This window comes from Secundilactobacillus malefermentans DSM 5705 = KCTC 3548 (assembly GCF_001436395.1).
GTDB lineage: Bacteria > Bacillota > Bacilli > Lactobacillales > Lactobacillaceae > Secundilactobacillus > Secundilactobacillus malefermentans.
This window is the reverse complement of sequence record NZ_AZGJ01000002.1, coordinates 39,789-59,768: the sequence shown is the minus strand read 5'-3', so window position 1 is coordinate 59,768 and position 19,980 is coordinate 39,789. Positions and strand designations below refer to the sequence as shown.

General features: G+C 39.3%; 22 protein-coding genes. 17 read left to right on the top strand and 5 right to left on the bottom strand.

What is annotated here, in order from left to right:
- Positions 1-17 precede the first annotated feature (17 nt).
- Positions 18-218, top strand: coding sequence for a hypothetical protein (locus tag FD44_RS00870; RefSeq protein ID WP_010620077.1), 201 nt, complete (start codon positions 18-20; stop codon positions 216-218).
- A gap of 46 nt (positions 219-264) precedes the next feature.
- Here FD44_RS00870 and FD44_RS00865 read toward each other — a convergent pair whose 3' ends face one another.
- The 4 genes from FD44_RS00865 to FD44_RS00850 all read right to left on the bottom strand — a co-directional run bounded on the left by FD44_RS00865 (position 265) and on the right by FD44_RS00850 (position 4,225).
- Positions 265-1,215: an ADP-ribosylglycohydrolase family protein gene (locus tag FD44_RS00865; protein ID WP_010620076.1), complete on the bottom strand. Its 951-nt coding sequence runs from the start codon at positions 1,213-1,215 to the stop codon at positions 265-267.
- Positions 1,216-1,227: 12 nt separating this feature from the next.
- A complete protein-coding gene (locus tag FD44_RS00860; protein ID WP_010620075.1) occupies positions 1,228-2,187 on the bottom strand; it encodes a diacylglycerol/lipid kinase family protein in 960 nt (319 codons plus the stop codon).
- Positions 2,188-2,330: 143 nt separating this feature from the next.
- Positions 2,331-4,007, bottom strand: coding sequence for a ribonuclease J1 (gene rnjA / locus FD44_RS00855; protein ID WP_010620074.1), 1,677 nt, complete (start codon positions 4,005-4,007; stop codon positions 2,331-2,333).
- The gene (locus tag FD44_RS00850) at positions 4,007-4,225 is read right to left on the bottom strand and encodes a DNA-directed RNA polymerase subunit epsilon (RefSeq protein WP_010620073.1); all 219 of its coding nucleotides are present in this window, start codon (positions 4,223-4,225) and stop codon (positions 4,007-4,009) included. Before FD44_RS00850 ends, rnjA begins: the two co-directional genes overlap by 1 nt.
- A 216-nt stretch (positions 4,226-4,441) precedes the next feature.
- Here FD44_RS00850 and FD44_RS00845 point away from each other — a divergent pair, with 216 nt between their 5' ends.
- Positions 4,442-4,942, top strand: coding sequence for a hypothetical protein (locus FD44_RS00845; RefSeq protein ID WP_010620072.1), 501 nt, complete (start codon positions 4,442-4,444; stop codon positions 4,940-4,942).
- 16 nt (positions 4,943-4,958) lie between these two features.
- Here FD44_RS00845 and def read toward each other — a convergent pair whose 3' ends face one another.
- Positions 4,959-5,519, bottom strand: a complete 561-nt coding sequence (def, locus tag FD44_RS00840) for a peptide deformylase (RefSeq protein WP_010620071.1) — start codon at positions 5,517-5,519, stop codon at positions 4,959-4,961.
- 295 nt (positions 5,520-5,814) lie between these two features.
- Between def and pdhA the strand changes: the two genes are divergently transcribed.
- The 15 genes from pdhA (at position 5,815) to FD44_RS00765 (ending at position 19,899) form a co-directional block, all read left to right on the top strand.
- A complete protein-coding gene (pdhA, locus tag FD44_RS00835; RefSeq protein ID WP_010620070.1) occupies positions 5,815-6,936 on the top strand; it encodes a pyruvate dehydrogenase (acetyl-transferring) E1 component subunit alpha in 1,122 nt (373 codons plus the stop codon).
- Positions 6,937-6,938: 2 nt separating this feature from the next.
- On the top strand, positions 6,939-7,916 hold the full coding sequence (locus FD44_RS00830) for an alpha-ketoacid dehydrogenase subunit beta (RefSeq protein ID WP_010620069.1): 978 nt from the start codon (positions 6,939-6,941) through the stop codon (positions 7,914-7,916).
- Positions 7,917-7,982: 66 nt separating this feature from the next.
- Complete coding sequence (locus FD44_RS00825; protein ID WP_010620068.1) at positions 7,983-9,287, top strand: dihydrolipoamide acetyltransferase family protein; 1,305 nt, start codon at positions 7,983-7,985, stop codon at positions 9,285-9,287.
- A gap of 7 nt (positions 9,288-9,294) precedes the next feature.
- Positions 9,295-10,719 carry a dihydrolipoyl dehydrogenase gene (lpdA, locus tag FD44_RS00820; RefSeq protein ID WP_010620067.1) on the top strand — a complete coding sequence of 475 codons (1,425 nt, stop codon included), beginning with the start codon at positions 9,295-9,297 and terminating at the stop codon, positions 10,717-10,719.
- A 130-nt stretch (positions 10,720-10,849) separates the two neighbouring features.
- Positions 10,850-11,809 carry a Rossmann-fold NAD(P)-binding domain-containing protein gene (locus tag FD44_RS00815; RefSeq protein ID WP_010620066.1) on the top strand — a complete coding sequence of 320 codons (960 nt, stop codon included), beginning with the start codon at positions 10,850-10,852 and terminating at the stop codon, positions 11,807-11,809.
- Positions 11,799-12,092 (top strand): UPF0223 family protein, encoded by a 294-nt coding sequence (locus tag FD44_RS00810; protein ID WP_010620065.1) that lies wholly within the window; start codon positions 11,799-11,801, stop codon positions 12,090-12,092. The genes FD44_RS00815 and FD44_RS00810 overlap by 11 nt, the downstream gene beginning before the upstream one ends.
- A 5-nt stretch (positions 12,093-12,097) precedes the next feature.
- Positions 12,098-12,883 carry an inositol monophosphatase family protein gene (locus FD44_RS00805; RefSeq protein WP_010620064.1) on the top strand — a complete coding sequence of 262 codons (786 nt, stop codon included), beginning with the start codon at positions 12,098-12,100 and terminating at the stop codon, positions 12,881-12,883.
- Positions 12,884-13,007: 124 nt separating this feature from the next.
- Positions 13,008-14,849, top strand: a complete 1,842-nt coding sequence (gene typA / locus FD44_RS00800) for a translational GTPase TypA (protein ID WP_010620063.1) — start codon at positions 13,008-13,010, stop codon at positions 14,847-14,849.
- A 160-nt stretch (positions 14,850-15,009) separates the two neighbouring features.
- On the top strand, positions 15,010-16,167 hold the full coding sequence (locus FD44_RS00795; RefSeq protein WP_010620062.1) for an FtsW/RodA/SpoVE family cell cycle protein: 1,158 nt from the start codon (positions 15,010-15,012) through the stop codon (positions 16,165-16,167).
- Positions 16,168-16,178: 11 nt separating this feature from the next.
- Positions 16,179-16,472, top strand: a complete 294-nt coding sequence (locus FD44_RS00790; RefSeq protein WP_010620061.1) for a YlbG family protein — start codon at positions 16,179-16,181, stop codon at positions 16,470-16,472.
- A complete protein-coding gene (gene rsmD / locus FD44_RS00785; protein ID WP_010620060.1) occupies positions 16,472-17,035 on the top strand; it encodes a 16S rRNA (guanine(966)-N(2))-methyltransferase RsmD in 564 nt (187 codons plus the stop codon). The genes FD44_RS00790 and rsmD overlap by 1 nt, the downstream gene beginning before the upstream one ends.
- Positions 17,032-17,517 (top strand): pantetheine-phosphate adenylyltransferase, encoded by a 486-nt coding sequence (gene coaD / locus FD44_RS00780; protein ID WP_010620059.1) that lies wholly within the window; start codon positions 17,032-17,034, stop codon positions 17,515-17,517. The genes rsmD and coaD overlap by 4 nt, the downstream gene beginning before the upstream one ends.
- Entirely contained in the window at positions 17,507-18,550 is a 1,044-nt protein-coding gene (locus FD44_RS00775) for a SepM family pheromone-processing serine protease (RefSeq protein ID WP_010620058.1), read from the top strand. The genes coaD and FD44_RS00775 overlap by 11 nt, the downstream gene beginning before the upstream one ends.
- Positions 18,551-18,625: 75 nt before the next feature.
- Complete coding sequence (locus FD44_RS00770) at positions 18,626-19,351, top strand: helix-hairpin-helix domain-containing protein (RefSeq protein WP_010620057.1); 726 nt, start codon at positions 18,626-18,628, stop codon at positions 19,349-19,351.
- 68 nt (positions 19,352-19,419) lie between these two features.
- A complete protein-coding gene (locus tag FD44_RS00765) occupies positions 19,420-19,899 on the top strand; it encodes a ComE operon protein 2 (RefSeq protein WP_010620056.1) in 480 nt (159 codons plus the stop codon).
- The last annotated feature ends 81 nt before the right edge of the window (positions 19,900-19,980 follow it).

The following is a 19,980-nucleotide window of genomic DNA, read 5'->3' as shown; positions in this document are numbered from 1 at the left end:
AAAGGAGTGTGTATGAGGTGAGTAATAAATTCGAAATTTTGGCTGAATATAAGGCCGCTAATCGGGAATTAAATGAACTCGAAAACCGAGAACACGGATATGTCACTAGCACTACCCAGACAATTAAAAATAACGTCAATGAGAGAGCCCATAATCTCAGTCGGAAGTGTGATCAATTAGAAATGATTTTAGAGGCGATTGCTGCCTCTGAGGATTAATAATAAATAAGAGTCAAAATCTGAGGTACTTTCAGGTTTTGGCTCTTTATTTAAGGTAATTTGAACTATTTTTAATAATTGTATTCAGTTGATTTTGGCCCTGAAGCTGTCGTTGCCAGTCTATTGGAAAGTTAGTTTGAGGATTCATACTGAGCAGTCCCCCAAGAATAGATGCAATTGTATCGGTATCATCTCCAAGGTTGACGGCTTTCAATAAACATTTAGAAGAATTAGGCTCCGTCAGCAAACACCAACAGACTGATTCTAAAGTATCAACAACGTAGCCACTACTCTTTATTGAAGATTGGGACATGTCAGATAGCTGGGCAAGGTTAAAGAGTCTTGAAAAATAGTGCAACTCAGCTTGGTAAACAGGTTTCCTATCGTAATAGCGTCGCGCTTGATTGATTCCGTTGGTCAGGTTTTCTAAAATGGGTCGCTTAGGGTGGTTAATAACCTGTAACATAATATTTGTAAGTATGCCTGAAGCAACTATTGAACGGGAATGACCATGCGTCAGGCGAGTGAAGTTCCGTATAATTTCAAATGTACTGGATTCAGAATGAGGTGACACTGCAAGATAAAGTGCAATCGGGGTTAGTCGCATTAACGCACCATTGCCGTTATTAGTTTCATCAGTTGAACCTGATGAAAGAGGGGGCGTTCCCTTTTGAAAAGCAGAAATGGCATCTTGCGTTCCTTTGCCGATATCAAAGGCATACCCAGTTGGTGTATAAGCGCCATTTTCAATCCAACGCACAAAGTTTTCCATCATTTTAGGATAATTGAGTCCATCATTTAGGGAATCCAAAGCAGCAAGGGTCATACTTGTATCATCTGACCACGTTCCTGCAGGCAAATTAAACGCACCAAAACCAGTCATGTTAGTAACTGGATGAGTCATAAATGAGTTTCGCGGTTTAAATTGATGGGGCATTCCAAGAGCATCGCCGATTGCAACACCATATATAACATTTTTGATGTAGGCCTCATTCAATAAAAACACTCCTTAAATAGTTGGGTCAATCCACACGGGGTAAGATTGAACACCCAAATAAACATCCCAGTATCTGCCACCCATTTCTTCACCATCTATTTGCCCGAATTCAATTGAAGAAATTGATAATTGAATCTTTTTTCCATGGTAATGATGGACGGCTTTAAAATTGAGGTGTTTTCCAATAAAGATCATAATTAATAGGAAGAGTAGAACGAAGATATTTTGGCGTTCGATGATTATTAGGTCCAAGGCCTCATCCTTTACGGAAGCAGGGGGCAGTATTTTAACACCGCCACCAAAGAAGGGATGATTTGAGGTAGTTACTAAAAAGGCTTTGGGGTATATATCCCGTTTATCATCAATATGAACGGTTAATGGAAATGCTTCTTGATTGTAAAGGACACCAATTAAGGAAGCGAGATAGCTAATTGATCCCAAGTGGAATCGATTGAGTAATCCTTTTTTCTTGGAGTGGTTGGCTCTTGAAACCACAGCAGCATCGAATCCGATTCCAAGATTATTTGTAAAAATACCACGTTCATGTTTGAGCGTGTCATTATAAGTCCCAATATTAATGATATTTTCATGCGTACAGTTTAATATTTGGGTAAGTGCATGACGCCAATCTAGGCTCATTTTCATACCTCTAGCAAAATCATTACCAGAGCCAATGGGCACGTAGCCTATTGGGATCTGAGGAGATACATGGGCATTAATTAAACCCGTTAACGATTCGTGAAAGGTTCCATCGCCACCAATCGCTAGTAAAACTGGGTTAGGGATTTTATTGTAATCAATGTGTTTGGCCCATTGCTCAGCAAGTTGAACCGCATGTTTGTGATAAGTTGAAAAGGTAAAGTCATAATTGATGTTTCTTTGATCTAATTCCTGTTTGATTTCCGGCCATAAGCGCCGAGTTTTTCCGCCGCCAGCAGTTTCATTAATGATTATGTAAAAGTAGGTTGCCAACTTAATCCTCTTTTCTAAAACTAAACTAAGTTAAATTATAACCAATTTTTAAATGATGGTACACCTAATAATGAAATCAAACAAAATATTTATTTTATTCAGAAAGAAAACACCTAAATCAGATTTTGATTTAGGTGTTATTTTTATTTCATAATTAGCATTGGTAGAATCATAGGGTGACGTTCTGTTTTTTCAAACAGGAAGTTCTGCAAATCATCGATAATTGCGTTTCTAATGGAAGCTTCATTAGCTTTATTAGACCGCATCGCTCTTCGAATAGTTCTAAAGACAAGACGTCGACCTTCATTTAACAATTCTCCAGATTCACGCATATAAACAAATCCACGTGATAAGAGATCAGGCCCAGCTTGAATTTCTTTATCCTTCAGGTTGATTGTTGCAACAACGACGACAAGGCCTTCTTCGGAAAGTAACTGACGGTCACGAAGTACAACGTTTCCGATATCGCCAATTCCGTTACCATCGATGTAAACATCGCCGGCATTAAAGTGTCCTGCCATTCTAGCAGAATCCTTTGTGAGCGCCAAGACATCACCGTTCTCCATGATAAAGCTATGATCAAGGGGAACACCACATTCTTCTGCAAGCTCAGTATGAATTTTAAGCATTCGATACTCACCATGAATTGGCATGAAGAACTTAGGCTGCATCAAGCGTAGCATTAGTTTCTGTTCCTCTTGTCCACCATGACCGGAAGTATGAATGTTGTTTACCTTGCCATGAATGACACGAGCGCCAGCTTCCTCTAGTTCATTAATCACGTGGTTAACGCTAATTGTGTTACCAGGGATGGGATTACTTGAGAAAACAACCGTGTCGTCGGGTTGAATTGAGATTTGACGGTGGGTACCATTTGCAATTCTAGAGAGGGCAGCCATAGGCTCACCCTGAGATCCAGTACACAAAATCATGACTTTATTAGCAGGCATTGATTTTATGTCGTTGGCATCAACAATTGCTTCGTCCGGCAAATTAAGATAGCCTAACTCTCGACCATTAACAATTGCAGCTTCCATACTACGACCAAACACTGCAACCTTTCGACCGTGTGCAAGGGCAACTTCACAAGCTGTTTCAATTCGCGAAATATTTGAGGCAAAGGTAGCAAATATAATTCTACCTTCTACTTGATCAAATATTTTACGAATTGATTTTCCGACCCATTTTTCGGATTTAGTCCAAATAGGGCGCTCGGCATTGGTGCTATCAGCCATTAAGCAAAGAACACCTTCTTCACCTAAGCGCGCCATCTTTTGAAGATTCGGTGGCTGGTGCGTTACTGGCGTAAGATCGAATTTAAAATCTCCAGTATGCACAATAACGCCAACCGGTGTATGGACGGCAATTCCAAGCGTATCTGGAATTGAGTGGGTAGTTCTGAAAAATGAAACGCTCATTTTTCTGAACTTTAGAACCGTATCTTCATCAATTGTGTGTAATTCAGTTGTTTTTAATAACCCGTGTTCGTCGAGCTTGTTCTTAATTAATGCAAGTGCTAAGGGTCCAGCATAAACTGGCACGTGCAGGTCTTTCAGTAGGTAAGGAATACCACCTATGTGATCTTCATGACCATGAGTAATAACTAGTGCTTTAATCTTTTGTTGATTAGCAACTAGATATTGATAGTCAGGAATAACATAATCAATTCCCAAAAGCTCATCTTCAGGGAATTTAATACCAGCGTCTACAAGAATTATTTCATCTTGAAACTGGATACCATAAGTATTCTTACCAATTTCTCCGAGGCCACCAACACCGTAGATGGCAGCTTCGTTATTCTTGATATTTAACTTTGTCATTAAGAATTAAACTCCGTTAATTTGTAGCCTGATTCGTTTTGTTCGTATTCTAGAAACTTACCCTCTAAAGGTTCTATGAATTCGACATTATGATCCGTATTTTCTTCAATTAGTGTTCGAGCATCAACTTCGGTATCTGCCTCGAGAAATAGAGACTTGGTTGTTTCTCGCTTGGGGTTTCGAATATTATCCTCTTGATAGTAAACTTTAAAAATCATTCATTGATGACTCCTTTATATTGATTTTAACCATTAAAGTTAATGGCCAATTTAATTCATTGAAACATTATTCCGAACATCGGGTTGTTTTACACAACAATTAACGTCAATTTTAGCATAAGTTACATGGTAAGTATAGAATTACCTGTTTTGCAATAGTAATGATAAAATAAACCTAAAGAGGTAAAAAACCGTTCTTATGAAAGGAGATTAAAAATGAAGATGACTTTGGAAATTGTTATCGCACTGTTGATTGCACTTTTTATTCTCTGGTTCATAAGAAGATTCTTACTCAGACGAATGACTAATCGTTTGAGAGATGATGCCAAACGGCAGACCGACCGTGCGATGGCTTGGGCATTAGAACAGACAGAAGGACAAGGATTGATTTCTAATCGTCAAAGGAAATCTGTCAATTCAAAAGGGGTTGCCGATGTGTGGGGCAGAGGGGTGATGGCCTTTGAATACACGTTGAAGCCGATAAGTCCAGATCAAAAGTTGGCCAGTCATATCAAAGAAGCTCTCAATTCTTCATTACAAATTTATTCGAAGGAAAATAAGGTTCATGCAATGGAAGGAACCGATGCGTTTTCAGTTACTGACATGTGGTTATACAAAAATGAGCTTCACGTTGATGTTGCCTATCTAATGAATGAATCAACTGTGGAGTATTTAAGAGATTTAAAAAAATTAGATGAAGAAAAAGAGCTGCCATAAGTTGGCAGCTCTTTCTTTATTCAAGCATAACTGTATCTTCGGGTGCTTTAAAGGGGTTCTCTTTGTTGATGTGGTCATAAAAAAGGATTCCATGTAAATGATCTATTTCATGTTGGCAAACAATTGCTGGATAATCACGCAAACGTACTTTCTTCATTTCACCATCCTGATTTTGATACCTTAAGGTAATTCGATCATAGCGGGGAACGTATCCTGGCACTTCTTTATCAACAGAAAGACAACCTTCGCCCTCGACCAAAGCGCCAGATTGAACTGAATTACTGACGATAACCGGGTTGATAATAACGTCCTTAAATGGTGATTTTGCGCCTTCTTTTTCTGGCGGAACAAGAACGGCAGCCATCATCTTGGAAACGCCAACTTGTGGTGCAGCAAGGCCAACGCCTGCTCGTAGTCCGAACTTTTTGCATTGTTCGGGGTCTTGACTAACTTCTAAATATTCCATCATTTCGGACGCAAGTTTCTTATCTTCTTCATTTAATGGAAAAGTAACTTGTTGCGCTTCTGACCGAAGGACAACATCTCCATCGCGAACAATATCTTTCATTAATATCAAATTTATTACCTCCACGCATACTAAACCAGTCAATTTTATCATAGTTTTCTCTGTTTTCGAAGCACTTTTTGAAAAAATAATCAAAGATAATTTCATTGTATTTTGTAAAAGCTGGTTTATCACCATTTTCATGAAAATAGTGACTTTATGCTAGTGAAAGGGCTTGCAAGGTCCAGAAAAAAATGGTAGATTAGAACCGTAGTTAAATTGTATTTCATTGTTTGTTGTTGTTTTCATAAATTATGGAAATTGCGCAAACAGTGTTTACATAACCACGGAAAGGAAAGTGTTATTTATGGCAGCGACAAAGAAAGAAGCAACGGCTGTTGATTTTGATAAAATCAAATCAACGATGAGCGATCCATATAAAACCCCTCTTCAGATTGTTGACGAGAACGCCAAGATAGTTAATCAAAAACTATTTGATAACTTCTCAGACGATCAACTTGTTGACTTCATGAAGAAAATGGTTTGGGAGCGTGCATTGCACGAACAAACTATGAACTTCTCACGTCAGGGACGTTTAGGTTTCTATGCTCCAACGGAAGGTGAGGAAGCCAGTGAAATGGGTTCAATCTCAGCAATGAGTTCGAATGATTATCTCTTCCCAGCTTATCGTGATCTGCCTCAATTAATTCAGCATGGCGCAAGTGTTAAACAAGGTTTCTTATGGTCAAAAGGTAACGCTGTTGGTAACGATTACGGCGATACTCGAGCATGGATGCCACAAATTATCATTGGTGCACAATATGTTGAAACCGCTGGTGCCGCACTTGGTATCAAGAAGAATGGCGACAAAGATACAGTTGCATTTACTTATACTGGTGATGGTGGTACATCACAGGGTGACTTTTATGAAGGTATGAACTTTGCATCTTCATTCCAAGCTCCAGCACTTTTCTTTGTTCAAAATAACGGCTGGGCAATTTCAGTTCCTCGTAAGACTCAAACTGGTGCTGAAACCTTAGCTCAAAAAGCTGTTGCCATGGGTATTCCATCTATCCAAGTTGATGGTATGGATATCTTAGCAGTTTACCAAGCTACTAAAGAAGCTCGTGATTACGTAACCGCTGGAAATGGTCCAGTTATGCTTGAAACCTTAACTTATCGTTATGGTGCTCATTCATCTGCTGGTGATGATCCTAGTCGTTACCGTACTAAAGAAGAAGAACAACCATGGTTCGACCGTGATCCACTAATCAGATTACGTAAAATCTTGACTGATAAGAAATTATGGTCACAAGAACAAGAAGACAAGCTTGTTGAAGAATATAAAGATAGCTTCAAACAAGAAATGAAAGATGCAGAAGCAACACCAAAGCAAACTGTTACTGAAATGTTGAAGACGACGTTTGAAGTTCCAACGCCAAACATTAAGAAACAAATTGCTGAATTCGAAGCAAAGGAGTCGAAATAACCATGGCTAAACTAACTTATATTAAAGCTATTACTGATGGTTTGGATCAAGTCTTAGGCGACGATCCAAAGACACTTATCTTCGGTGAAGATGTTGGTAAAAACGGTGGTGTTTTCCGTACAACTGTTGGACTTCAAGACAAGTACGGTGAAGATCGAGTTTTCGATACACCTTTAGCTGAATCAGGAATCTTAGGTATGTCAATTGGTCTTGCATGGACCGGCTGGCGTCCAATTCCAGAAATTCAATTTATGGGATTCACTTTTGAAGCTGTGGACTCAATTGCAGGCCAAATGGCTCGTAACCGATTCCGTTTCAGTGGCAAACGTGCAATGCCAGTAACAATTCGTACACCATTTGGTGGTGGTACTCATACCGCTGAAATGCATTCTGATAACCTAGAAAACTTCTTTACAGGAGTTCCAGGCTTACGTGTTGTTACACCAAGTAACCCATATGATGCAAAGGGACTTGTTATTTCAGCTGTTGAAAACAACGACCCAGTGTTATTTATGGAAAACTTGAAACTTTATCGTTCAATGAAGGATGAAGTTCCAGAAGGCCATTATACTGTTCCGCTAGATTCAGCAAAAGTTGTTCGCGAAGGTACCGATGTTACGGTTGTCGCTTACAGTGCTGAAGTTAACGAAGCACTCAAGGTTGCTGACAAGTTAGAGAAGGAAAATATCTCAGTCGAAGTGATTGACCTACGTTCACTTTCTCCAATTGATACTGATACCATTTTTGCTTCTGTCAAGAAGACTCATAAAGTCGTCGTTGTACAAGAAGCACAAAGAATGGCCGGTGTTGGTGCAGTTGTTGCTTCTGATATTGCTGAAAATGTCATTTTATCATTGGACGCACCTATCGGACGTGTTGCTGCCCCAGATACAATTTATCCATGGGCTCAAGCTGAAAATGATTGGATTCCAAATGCCGATGATATTGAAGCTAAGGTACGTGATTTAGTAAATTACTAATTGAAAGCGAATTCAATTTAGTAAGTGAATTTAATCATTATTTTGTAAGAGAAAGGAAGTTGTCTCATGGCTTATCAGTTCAAGCTCCCAGAACTCGGAGAAGGAATGGCCGAAGGTGAAATTTCTTCATGGGATGTTAAAGAAGGAGACACCGTTAAGGAAGATGACGTTTTAGTTGAAATCCAAAACGATAAATCAGTCTCTGAATTACCTTCTCCAGTTGCCGGTACAATTAAGAAAATTCTAAAACAAGAGGGCGAAACCGCCGAAATTGGCGATGTCCTAGTTGAAATTGATGATGGATCACCAGATACTGGAGATTCAGGATCAAGTGAGGCTGCACCAGCAGAAGCACCTAAAGAAGAAGCAGCACCAGCTGCAGCTCCTGCAGCAGCTCCCGCACCAGCCGCAGCTGCACCAACCGGTGTTCCTGCAGCATCAGATCCTAACAAATTAGTTTTGGCAATGCCATCAGTTCGTCAATACGCTCGTGATAAGGGTGTGGATATTACCACTGTTACACCAACTGGTAACCACGGCCAAATCTTAAAAGCTGATATTGATGGTGCAGGTTCAGGCGCTACTGCTCCAGCAGCTGCAAGTGCATCCGCAGCTCCTGCAGCAACTGCTGCTCAACCAATCAAGCCTTACGTTTCAGCTACTCCAGAAGAGGAAACTCGTGAACCAATGTCAATGACTAGAAAAGCTATTGCTAAGGCAATGACGACTTCTAAGTTTACGGCACCTCACGTTACCTCATTTGATGATGTTGACGTAACTGCTTTGATGGCAAATCGTAAGAAGTATAAACAAACTGCCGCTGACCGCGACATTCACTTGACCTTCTTACCATACGTTGCAAAGGCACTTGTAGCCGTTTTGAAAGATTTCCCAGAATTGAATGCATCTATTGATGATTCAACCCAAGAAATTGTCTACAAGCATTATTACAATATCGGAATTGCAACGGACACACCACATGGTCTATACGTTCCTAATGTTAAGAACGCAGATTCAAAGGGTATGTTTGAAATTGCAAAAGAAATCACTGACAACACCCAAGCAGCACAAGATAACAAATTGAGTGCAAAGCAGATGTCTGGTGGTTCAATTACAATCAGTAACGTTGGATCAATTGGTGGTGGCTGGTTTACTCCAGTTATCAACTACCCTGAAGTTGCTATTTTAGGTGTTGGTAAGATTGCTAAAGAGCCAATTGTTAACGAAGATGGCGAAATTGTTGTCGGAAACATGTTGAAGCTTTCATTAAGCTATGATCACCGTTTGATTGATGGTGCTACTGCTCAACGTGCTTTAAACGAGTTAACTTCACTTCTTCATGATCCAGATATGTTATTAATGGAAGGATGATTTAAATATGGCTGATGCTGAGAAGAGGGACACCGTTATTATCGGAGCTGGCCCTGGTGGATACGTTGCAGCCATTCGTGCTGCAGAATTGGGTCAAAAAGTAACAATTGTCGAAAAATCGGAGACGCTCGGTGGTGTCTGTTTGAACGTGGGCTGTGTTCCTTCTAAGGCTTTGATTAATGCTGGTCACCGTTTACAAGAAGCAAACGATGCTTCAACATTTGGAATAACAACACAACCTGCCACAATTGATTTTGCTAAGACTCAGGAATGGAAACAAAAGAAAGTCGTTGATCGGATGACCAGCGGTGTCAAGATGCTTTTAAAGAAGCATAAGGTTGAAATCATTCAAGGTGAAGCCGTTCTTGACAGCGACACTCGACTTCGAGTAGTTTCTACTGGCCCTAAGCAGTTTATGAGTGCTGATGACGGTCTAACAATCGAATTCAAGGACTTGATTATCGCTACAGGTAGCCGTCCAATTGAAATTCCTGGATTTAAATTTAAGGATCGCGTTATCGATTCAACTGGTGGCTTAAGCTTACCTGAAATTCCAAAAGAATTTGTTGTAATCGGTGGTGGTTATGTAGGTACTGAATTAGCTGGTGCATATGCTAACCTTGGTTCTCACGTTACCATTCTTGAAGGAACTAACTCTATTCTTCCTAACTTCGATAAAGACATGGTTTCTATCGTTGTTAAGAGTTTAAAGAAGAAGGGTGTAGACATTGTTACCAATGCTATGGCCAAGAGTTCAGAACAAGATGCTAACAGTGTCACTGTGACTTATGAAGTCGATGGAAAGGCATCAACAGTTAAAGCAGATTACTGCATGGTTACTGTTGGACGTAAAGCCAATACTGATGATATCGGTCTTGAATTTACGAGTGCCAAGACGGATGATCACGGAATTGTTCAAACTGACATTCAAGGTCGTACAGATTCACCACACATTTTTGCAATTGGTGATATCGCATCTGGTCCTGCTTTGGCTCATAAAGCCTTTTTCCAAGGTAAAGTTGCCGCAGGTGCCATTTCAGGAAACAAGACTGCTAACGATTACGTTGGCGTTCCTGCCGTCTGCTTTGCAGATCCCGAATTAGCAACTGTTGGTTTAAGCCAAAGTGAAGCTAAAGATAAAGGTCTTGAAGTTTCTGCTGCCAAGTTCCCATTTGCTGGTAATGCACGTGCCGTTTCACTTGATCAACCAGATGGATTTGTTCGTTTGGTTACGACCAAAGATGAAAATACGCTTGTAGGTGCCCAAGTGGTTGGACCAGGCGCAAGTGACTTAATTGCTGAGCTGAGTTTAGCTGTTAACTCAGGTATGAATGCAGAGGATATCGCATTAACGATTCATCCACATCCAACCTTGAGTGAACCAATCCAAGAAGCAGCTGACATTGCTATTGGGTTCCCTACTCACATTTAAATGCCGAAAAACACATCTCGTAAAGGGGTGTGTTTTTTTTGCCTAAATTCCACAATCTTGCTATTCGCTGAAATAAATTTATAATTAAGAAATACAAAGCGTTTTCAAGTTTTGATTTGGAGGAAATTAAATGGCAGTTAAAATTGTGTTAGCTGGTGAATCAGACTATATCCGTAATTTTCTTAAGCTTGCTATAGGGGCGAAACTCCCACTAAATTTAGTGGTTTTACCTGACGATGAGGCAGATGTTGAGTCATTACAAGGCATTATTACTGCCAGTCAAGTGGTTGATCAGATTGACATTTCAATGGGTGCTACGGCGGATTTTTCTGATTCAAAAATTGCAATTATTTTCCAACGTAATTTACCTGAAAACGTTAAACTTGAGAGTTTTCCCAATGAACTTGAAGTTTTACAAAAGAATTTGCCTAAGTTTAGGCAAAGAATCAACGAGGCTATTGAAAACGGTTTTGGTGGGAAATTCATTATTTCTGGATTTTTAGATGAAATTCTGACTTACTTTGCATGGCGTTTTTCGGGAATGGATAAGACTAGTATTATTGGTGCTGGTGCCTACCCTCAAAGCTTACTGCTTCAGTCGCTTATTCAGGATCAGCTTGTGGTTGGAAAGCAAGATGTTAACGTTTCGGTGGTTGGCCGAGCAAGTGAGCCTTTGATTGCATGGAGTCGGACATATGTGGGGCCAACTCCGTTATTAATGTATTTGGCGAATGATGACTCTAATTTTAGTGCACAGGATCTGGCAGCTTTAGAGGCGGAGACGACGGCAATTGATTTAATTAATAACCAAACGCTTCAAGGTCTCGCGGTAATGGATATTTTAAGAGCAATCACTTTAAAGAAATCAGCTATCATGAGTGTTTCTAATATCCAAGAGGCTGAAAACCCCAGTGACTCATTTGCTTCCAGTACACCAGTATTAGTTGATCATCGAGGTGTAACCAAATTAACCGATTTAACATTATCTGAAAATGAACAATCCCAATATGAGCAAATTGAAAAGAAAATAAAAACATTAATAAATACGATTGAAAATGGTGGATTGGAGACCAAAGTGGATGAAAACTAATTATCAGTACCCACTCGAAGAAGATTGGGATAGTGCGGACATTATTGCGGTAACCAATTTGTACAGAAACGTTGAGGAAGCCTATGAAAACAATGCCGGAATTTTAAAAGACGACTTAATTAGCGCATATGCAAGGTTTAAACAGGTTGTACCTACTAAAGCACAAGAAAAGCAGCTGGACCGTAGCTTTGAACAAGTTAGTGGCGGCTATAGTATTTATCGGACGGTTAAAGAAGGTAAGCAGACGACTAAAAAAAGAGTGAAAATGTCTGGAGGCCATTGAATAAAATGGATAAGATAGAGATTGGTCGAATTAATCAGACTGTTAAGAAGTGGCTTCAGGCTGATTACGATTTAATTAATAAAATGATGCAGTCTAAATTAGATATTTCAACTAAAACTGGTCCGCGCGACTTAGTGACAAATGTGGATAAAGCAAGTGAGCGATTTCTAATTGATAAAATCCGTACTTTTGATCCTGACAGTAAAATTTTGGGTGAGGAAGGTCAAGGTGATCGGCTAACTTCGATGAAGGGCTCGGTTTGGATTATTGATCCGCTTGACGGAACGATGAACTTTGTCAAGCAGCGAGATCATTACGCAATTATGTTAGCTCTCTACCAAGACGGGCAGGGGATTTTGGGATATATATATGATGTGCCTAAAAATGTTTTGTATTCTGGAGGCCCCGCAATTGGTGTTTTTGCAAACGAACAAAAATTACAGAATCCGGAAAACGTGAATTTACGAAGTGGCTTATTTGGGGCGAGTGGTCCCCTTGTCATTGAAAATAAATTTGGGATGCAGTCAATTATAAGAAATAGTGCTGGGATGCGAATATACGGTTCAGCCGGGATTGAATTTATTCACGTGCTTCTTGGCAAAACAGTTGGATACATTTCATATTTAAAGCCGTGGGATGTTGCAGCAGGTAATATTTTGGCCAGCACTCTCGGACTAGTATGCACGAAGGTTGACGGAACGCCGTTAGATATGTTATCATCTAACCTTGTATTGGTAACGACAGAGAAAGCACAACAAGACATTCGAAAAATTGTAAAAGAGAACGTCTGACTGTGACAATTAGGTCACAGTTTTTTTATGCGAACTACTATGAATTACTGATCAAGTTCGTCTGTTAGTCAAATGAACGTAGTTGATTACTAAATTAGAGTTAGATAACGAAAGGAAGAACATTTTGAAAACCAGAGATGATATTCGTAACATTGCCATTATTGCCCACGTTGACCACGGTAAGACTACTTTAGTGAATGAGTTATTAAAGCAGTCAGATACCCTTGACGAGCATGTCCAGATTGAGGACCGTGCCCTTGATTCAAACGCCATTGAGCGTGAACGAGGCATCACGATTTTATCAAAGAACACAGCTGTCCGTTACGGTGATAAGCAAATTAATATTTTGGACACACCAGGACATGCCGACTTCGGTGGCGAAGTTGAACGAATCATGCGTATGGTTGATGGTGTTCTATTAGTTGTTGATGCTTTTGAAGGAACTATGCCACAAACTCGTTTTGTGCTTAAAAAAGCTTTGGACCAACATTTGACACCAATTGTTGTCATTAACAAGGTTGACCGTCCAGGTGCTCGTCCTTCAGAAGTTGTTGATGAAGTGCTTGATCTCTTTATTGAACTTGGTGCTGATGAAGACCAACTTGATTTCCCAGTTATTTATGCTTCAGCTATGAATGGAACTTCAAGTTATGATCCAGAATTGGATTCACAAGAACACACAATGAAGCCTGTCTTTGACACAATCATTAAGAGTATTCCATCACCCCTTGATAACGAAGATGAACCTCTTCAATTCCAAGTGGCAATGCTAGATTATAATGATTTCGTTGGTCGTGTTGGAATTGGCCGTATTTTCCGAGGCAAGATTAAGGTTGGAGACAACGTTACCTTGATGAAGCTTGACGGTTCAACAAAGAACTTCCGTGTAACGAAGCTTTTCGGTTACTTTGGATTAAAACGACTTGAAATTGATGAAGCTAAAGCCGGAGATTTAATTGCCATTTCAGGAATGGAAGACATTAACGTTGGTGAGACTGTTGTTGATCCTCAAACGCAAGAGGCATTGCCAGTACTTCGTATTGACGAGCCAACCCTTCAAATGACTTTCAGAACGAATGATTCACCATTTGCTGGTCGCGAAGGTAAGTTTGTTACTGGTCGCCAACTTGAAGATCGTCTAAAGCGTGAGTTGCAGACTGATGTATCACTTCGAGTTGAAGATACCAGTGAACCAGCTGCTTGGGTTGTATCAGGTCGTGGTGAGCTTCACCTTTCAATCTTGGTTGAAACCCTTCGTCGTGAAGGCTTTGAATTACAAGTATCTCGTCCAGAAGTTATTTACCGAGACGTTGAAGGTGTTAATAGTGAACCTTTTGAAGAGGTCCAAATTGATACACCAGAAGAATATACTGGTGGCGTTATTGATAGTCTTTCACAACGTAAAGGTGAAATGCAAAACATGGAATCAACTGAAAACGGACAAACTCGTTTGACATTCCTTGCACCTTCACGTGGATTAATTGGTTACTCAACCGAATTTATGTCAATGACTCGTGGATACGGAATCATGAACCATACATTTAAGAAATATGCACCAGTTATTAGAAACTGGCATCCTGGCCGTTCAAAGGGTACTTTGGTTTCTATGAATTCTGGTAAGGCTACTTTATACGCGATGATGGGTATTGAAAGTCGTGGTACATTGTTAATCGAACCTGGTACCGAAGTGTACGAAGGAATGATTGTCGGTGAAAATAGCCGTGAAAATGATATTACAGTTAATATCACAAAGGGTAAGAACTTAACCAACGTTCGTGCAGCTGGTTCTGATGATGCATCACGGATTAAGACTCCTACGCATCTTTCACTTGAAGAATCATTAGAGTTCTTGAATGATGATGAGTACTGTGAAGTAACACCTGAGAGTGTTCGTTTACGTAAGCAAACTCTTGATTCAAGTCTCCGAGAAAAGAATGCTAAGAAGAACCGATCAAGCTCTAAATAAGCTATAAAAGCCGCTGAATTTTTTCAGCGGCTTTTTAATTTGTTCTAAGATTGTCTCTTGAATTTTAAAAAAAGAAAATATGCAGTGTGATTATGATATAATAATGTCAATTAATTACAGTAGGGGCAAGCCTCATAATGTTGTGGATGAGTGAGTACGTATGAAAAAACTTAAATATTTAGACTATTTTATTTTTGTGCCATTTATTATCTTGTGTGCTATCGGAATAGTGATGGTATATTCTTCAAGTTCAAACATTGCAGTACAAAGTGGTGGAACACCACTGGGTTATTTAAAGCGACAATCGACATTTGTGATTATCGGACTTGGACTAGCATATGTCGTTTATCGATTAAATCTTGAGAGATTCAGAAAAGCCAAAACGCTATTCAGCATTTGGGTTGTTTTTATGGTCGTTCTGTTAGGGCTCTTATTCTTTGGAAAAACAGTTAACGGTGCGGCGGGATGGATTTCTTTTGGCTCGTTTAGTATTCAACCAGCTGAGTTTTCCAAGTATTTCTTAATTTTCTTAAATGCGTACTACGTGGCTAATGCCCGTAGACAATCAGAAATGCATTTATCAGTAAAAAATTGGTGGGATGAGTTAAAGGCGCCAATGATTTTAAGCATGCTACAAATTTTGCTGATTTTACTTCAACCTGATTTGGGTGGTGCGGTGATTAACTTTGCTGCAATAGCCGTTATTTGGTTGGCCAGTGGCATGGGAATAAAAAAGAGTGCTAGTTGGCTAATAGGGTCACTTATTGCGGTTTATTTCATCTTACTTCCTTTAGCCGGAATACTGGCAAATAGTGGAATTGTTAAGTCATACAAGTTACAACGGATTATTGCGTTTGAAAATCCATTTGCGCATGCTCAGACAGTCGGGCAACAATTAGTCAATTCATATTATGCTTTGAGCAATGGTGGATTGTTTGGTGTCGGCCTTGGCCGCTCAATTCAAAAAACTGGCTACCTGCCTGAACCCAACACTGATTTTATTATCGCAATAACTGCGGAAGAATTAGGTCTGTTATTCTGTCTTGCACTTATTTTATTACTGATGGTTATTATTGGAAGAGCGGTTTTAATTGGAATTCGTAGCAAAAACAATTTTTACTCACTTCTTTGCTATGGCATTGCTACTTATCTTTCCGTCCAAACGTTTTTCAATTTAGGTGGGGTATTGGGAATGTTACCAATTACTGGAGTAACCTTTCCATTTGTGAGTTATGGGGGCTCTAGTATGATTACAGCAAGTGTTGCAATTGGGACACTCTTGAATATTAGTGCGAAAGAAAAATATAATCGAGAATAAAAGGTGATTTTATGGATTTTAAAGTTGAACAAAGAGAAGAACTGATTGTTTATACGTATAATCTTAAGCAAATGCGCCAGTTAAAGCGATTTGGAGAAATTACGTATATTTCAAAACGAATGAGGTATGCTGTCATTTTTGTGCACCAAGAAAAAATTGCAGAAACAAAAAAGCAATTAGAACAACTCCATTTTGTGAAACGACTGGTCGAATCTCCACGAGCAGAATTGGATACTTGGTTTAGGAAACAAGATCGGAATGATCCGCTTAAAGCTGTTGATAATAGTTTAACGGAGGAAGATTAATGCGTGTAGTTGCAGGTCAATTTGGTGGTCGTCGATTAAAAGCAGTGCCAGGAACGAAAACTCGGCCAACAACCGATAAGATAAAAGAATCATTATTTAACATTATTGGCCCTTATTTTGAGGGTGGTAACAGTTTGGACCTATTTGCGGGTTCCGGTGGGTTAAGTATTGAGGCGGTCTCTAGAGGAATTGACATGGCCTATTTAGTGGATCGTCAGGGCCTAGCCATTAAAACAATTAAGCAAAATATTGAAGTCACGAAATCTCCTAATCAATTTTCAATTTTAAAGCGAGATGCTAATTTAGCATTGAAGCAATTCTCTAAGCAAAACATAAAATTTTCGCTTGTTTTCTTTGACCCGCCTTATAAAGAACAAAAAATAAGCGACCAAATGGCAAGCCTTAAAAAGTTAGACTTACTTAGTGATGACGCTATTATTGCTTGTGAAACTGATCAAGATGCCAAGCTTGGACAACAAGAAGGCTTCCGGTTGGTTGAAAAAAAAGATTATGGAATTACGGAAATTAATATTTATCGATTTGGCGAGGAGGAACACGGATGACAATAGCAGTGTATCCAGGAAGCTTTGATCCCATTACAAACGGACACTTAAATATCATTAAAAGAGCGAGCCAAATTTTTGATGAGGTAGTGGTAGTAGTTGGTACTAACACTTCAAAAAAATCACTTTTTTCAAGTGAGCAACGGCTTTCTTTTATTAAAGACAGTACAAAAGGGCTACCAAATGTCACTGCAAGAATTGAAACGGGTCTTACGGTCACCTTTTTGAAATCCATCAACGCCAAAATTATTATTCGAGGAATTCGAGATAATACTGATTTTGAGTTTGAAAAAAAGATTGCTGGAATGAATCAATATTTAGATAGTAACGTGGAGACACTATTTATGGTGGCTGATTCTAAGTATGATTTTGTTGCTTCTAGTTTGTTGAAGGAAGTTGCCCATTTCAACGGGAATTTAAGTGATCTAGTGCCACCAATTGTTGCAAGTGCCCTCGAAGCTGGTGAGCCAAATGAAAAATAATAAACATTTTATAAATCGGACGATCCTCGTCTCGGTTTTTTTATTAGCGCTCGTAATCGCTTTATTTTGGCCAATGTCTAAGTATATCGAGGCACCTGGATCAGCGGATGATTTGAGTTCATTTGTAAAGATTTCTAAGCATCCTGACAAGAATAAAGGTTCCTTTATGATTACATATGTCAGAATCTCAAAAGCCCGCCCGATTACGATGGCACTCGCAAAGCTTAAACCTGATTACTATTCAATTGAAAGCGAAGAGGCAGTTACCGGTGGGCAAACTGGTAAAACCTATGAGAAAGTTCAAAATTTTTACATGCAAAGTGCCATCAATCAGGCAATTGCAACCGCATATAAGGCGGCAAACAAACAAGTTTCCAGAAAATATCTTGGAATTTACGTTTTAAATATTAGTAAAAATTCTAATTTTCGTTCAAAATTAAGCGTGGGAGACACTGTAACCAGAGTAAATAAACAACATTTCTCAAGTGCATATGGCTTTCAGAAGTACATTCGGAAACAAAAAGTAAATCAGAAAATGACAATTTCTTTTACACACAATGGCCACTCGCAGCAAGCAACCGGTAAGTTAATTGATATTGCAAAGGGAACTCCTGGAATTGGAATTACGCTCACTGATAATATAAAAGTTCATACTAAAATTCCGATAAAGGTTAACCCTGGGGATATTGGTGGGCCTTCAGGTGGATTAATGTTTAGCCTACAAATATACAGCCAGTTAACTGGGAAAAACATTAGGCATGGACAAAAAATAGCGGGTACTGGAACGATTAATCCTGATGGTTCAGTTGGCGAAATTGGCGGAATTGATAAGAAAATTATTGCCGCACATAAAGCAGGAGCAAAGATATTTTTCGCCCCTTACTTAAAGCCAAGCAAAGAAGTGCTCAAATATGAGCCAAATCATTTAACTAACTATGAACAGGCAAAAAAGACTGCTAAAAAATATGCGCCGGGGATGAAAGTAGTACCAGTACAAACCTTTAAGGATGCATTAGATTATTTAGAAAAATAAAAAATCAGTTAGAGAATAATCTAACTGATTTTTTTTCGACTATTTTTCGTACTTAACAGTGAAGGAGGTGGCAAGTTGGATAAGGTAAAGGAATTATATCAAGAATATCGGATTCAAATAATTGGCGGAATTATTGCAGTCCTTATTTTAGTAGCTATTAGTTTCTTCATGCTCAATCAAAAAGGGGGGACAGATAGCCCAACTTTGAATGGCACACAAACTGGCAATTCCATGGTAAGTCCTAGAAAAGTTAGTGGGTCATCAGCATCAACCCAGTCTAGTGGTTTTCAACAAACAGCCAGTTCAGACGGACATAAACAAATCTACATTGATGTTAAAGGCGCAGTCAAAAATCCAGGTGTCTACCAAGTGACGGCTAATATGCGGGTGAACGATGCAATTGATTTGGCTGGTGGCTTTAATAGGTCTGCCGATCAAAAGCACATAAATTTGGCACAATCCTTGACGGATCAGCAAGTAGTATACGTTCCAGTGAAGGGGGAGGTTAAAGGTGAACCGGGCGCAATGACGGGAACACCAGTTGAGAGTTCAAGTAGTAATCCCAGCGAGACTCCGAATTCTTCTAATGGCTCCCCGGATGCTGGAGGGGCTAAGGTTAATTTAAATCAGGCTGATGCATCGCAATTACAGGAGCTTTCGGGAATTGGAGAGAAAAAAGCAGAAGATATTATTCAATATCGCGAAGCACACGGAGAGTTTAAGAGCGTCAACGATTTGACAAAAATTAGCGGGTTTGGTGATAAAACAGTTGAAAAAATTTCAGAAACCGCGACTGTATAATTGTAAGATTTTAAGGTTAGAAATTTGCTATACTAGGAGGGAAAACTTTTAAAAGGAGATCTTTAATCTTGGATAAAAAAAGAATCCCTTGGAACCAATATTTTATGATACAAGCGGTCCTATTGGCTTCAAGAAGTACGTGCAATCGTCTTTCTGTTGGTGCAACCTTAGTCAGGGATCGACGAATTATTGCAGGCGGGTATAATGGCTCAGTTGCAGGAGATACACACTGTATTGATGAGGGTTGTTACTTGGTAGATGGCCACTGCATGAGAACCATTCACGCAGAAATGAATGCTATTTTGCAGTGTGCTAAGTTTGGTGAATCGACTGATGGGGCAGAAATATATGTCACTGATTTTCCATGCTTACAATGTACTAAAATGCTGTTACAGGCGGGGATTGTTAAAATTTACTATCTAAGAAATTATCATAATGATCCGTATGCTGAAAAACTGATTAAGCTTAAAAACGTTGCACTAGAAAAAGTATCGCTTACTTCCGATATTCTTGATGAAGCATCATTGGAAACTTATCTAACTGATTAATTATTGAACGTGGTTATTGGATATTTCCGGCAATTAATGTGAGTGGTTTGGCAATTTTTTGCTATGGAAATAAGGTTTTAG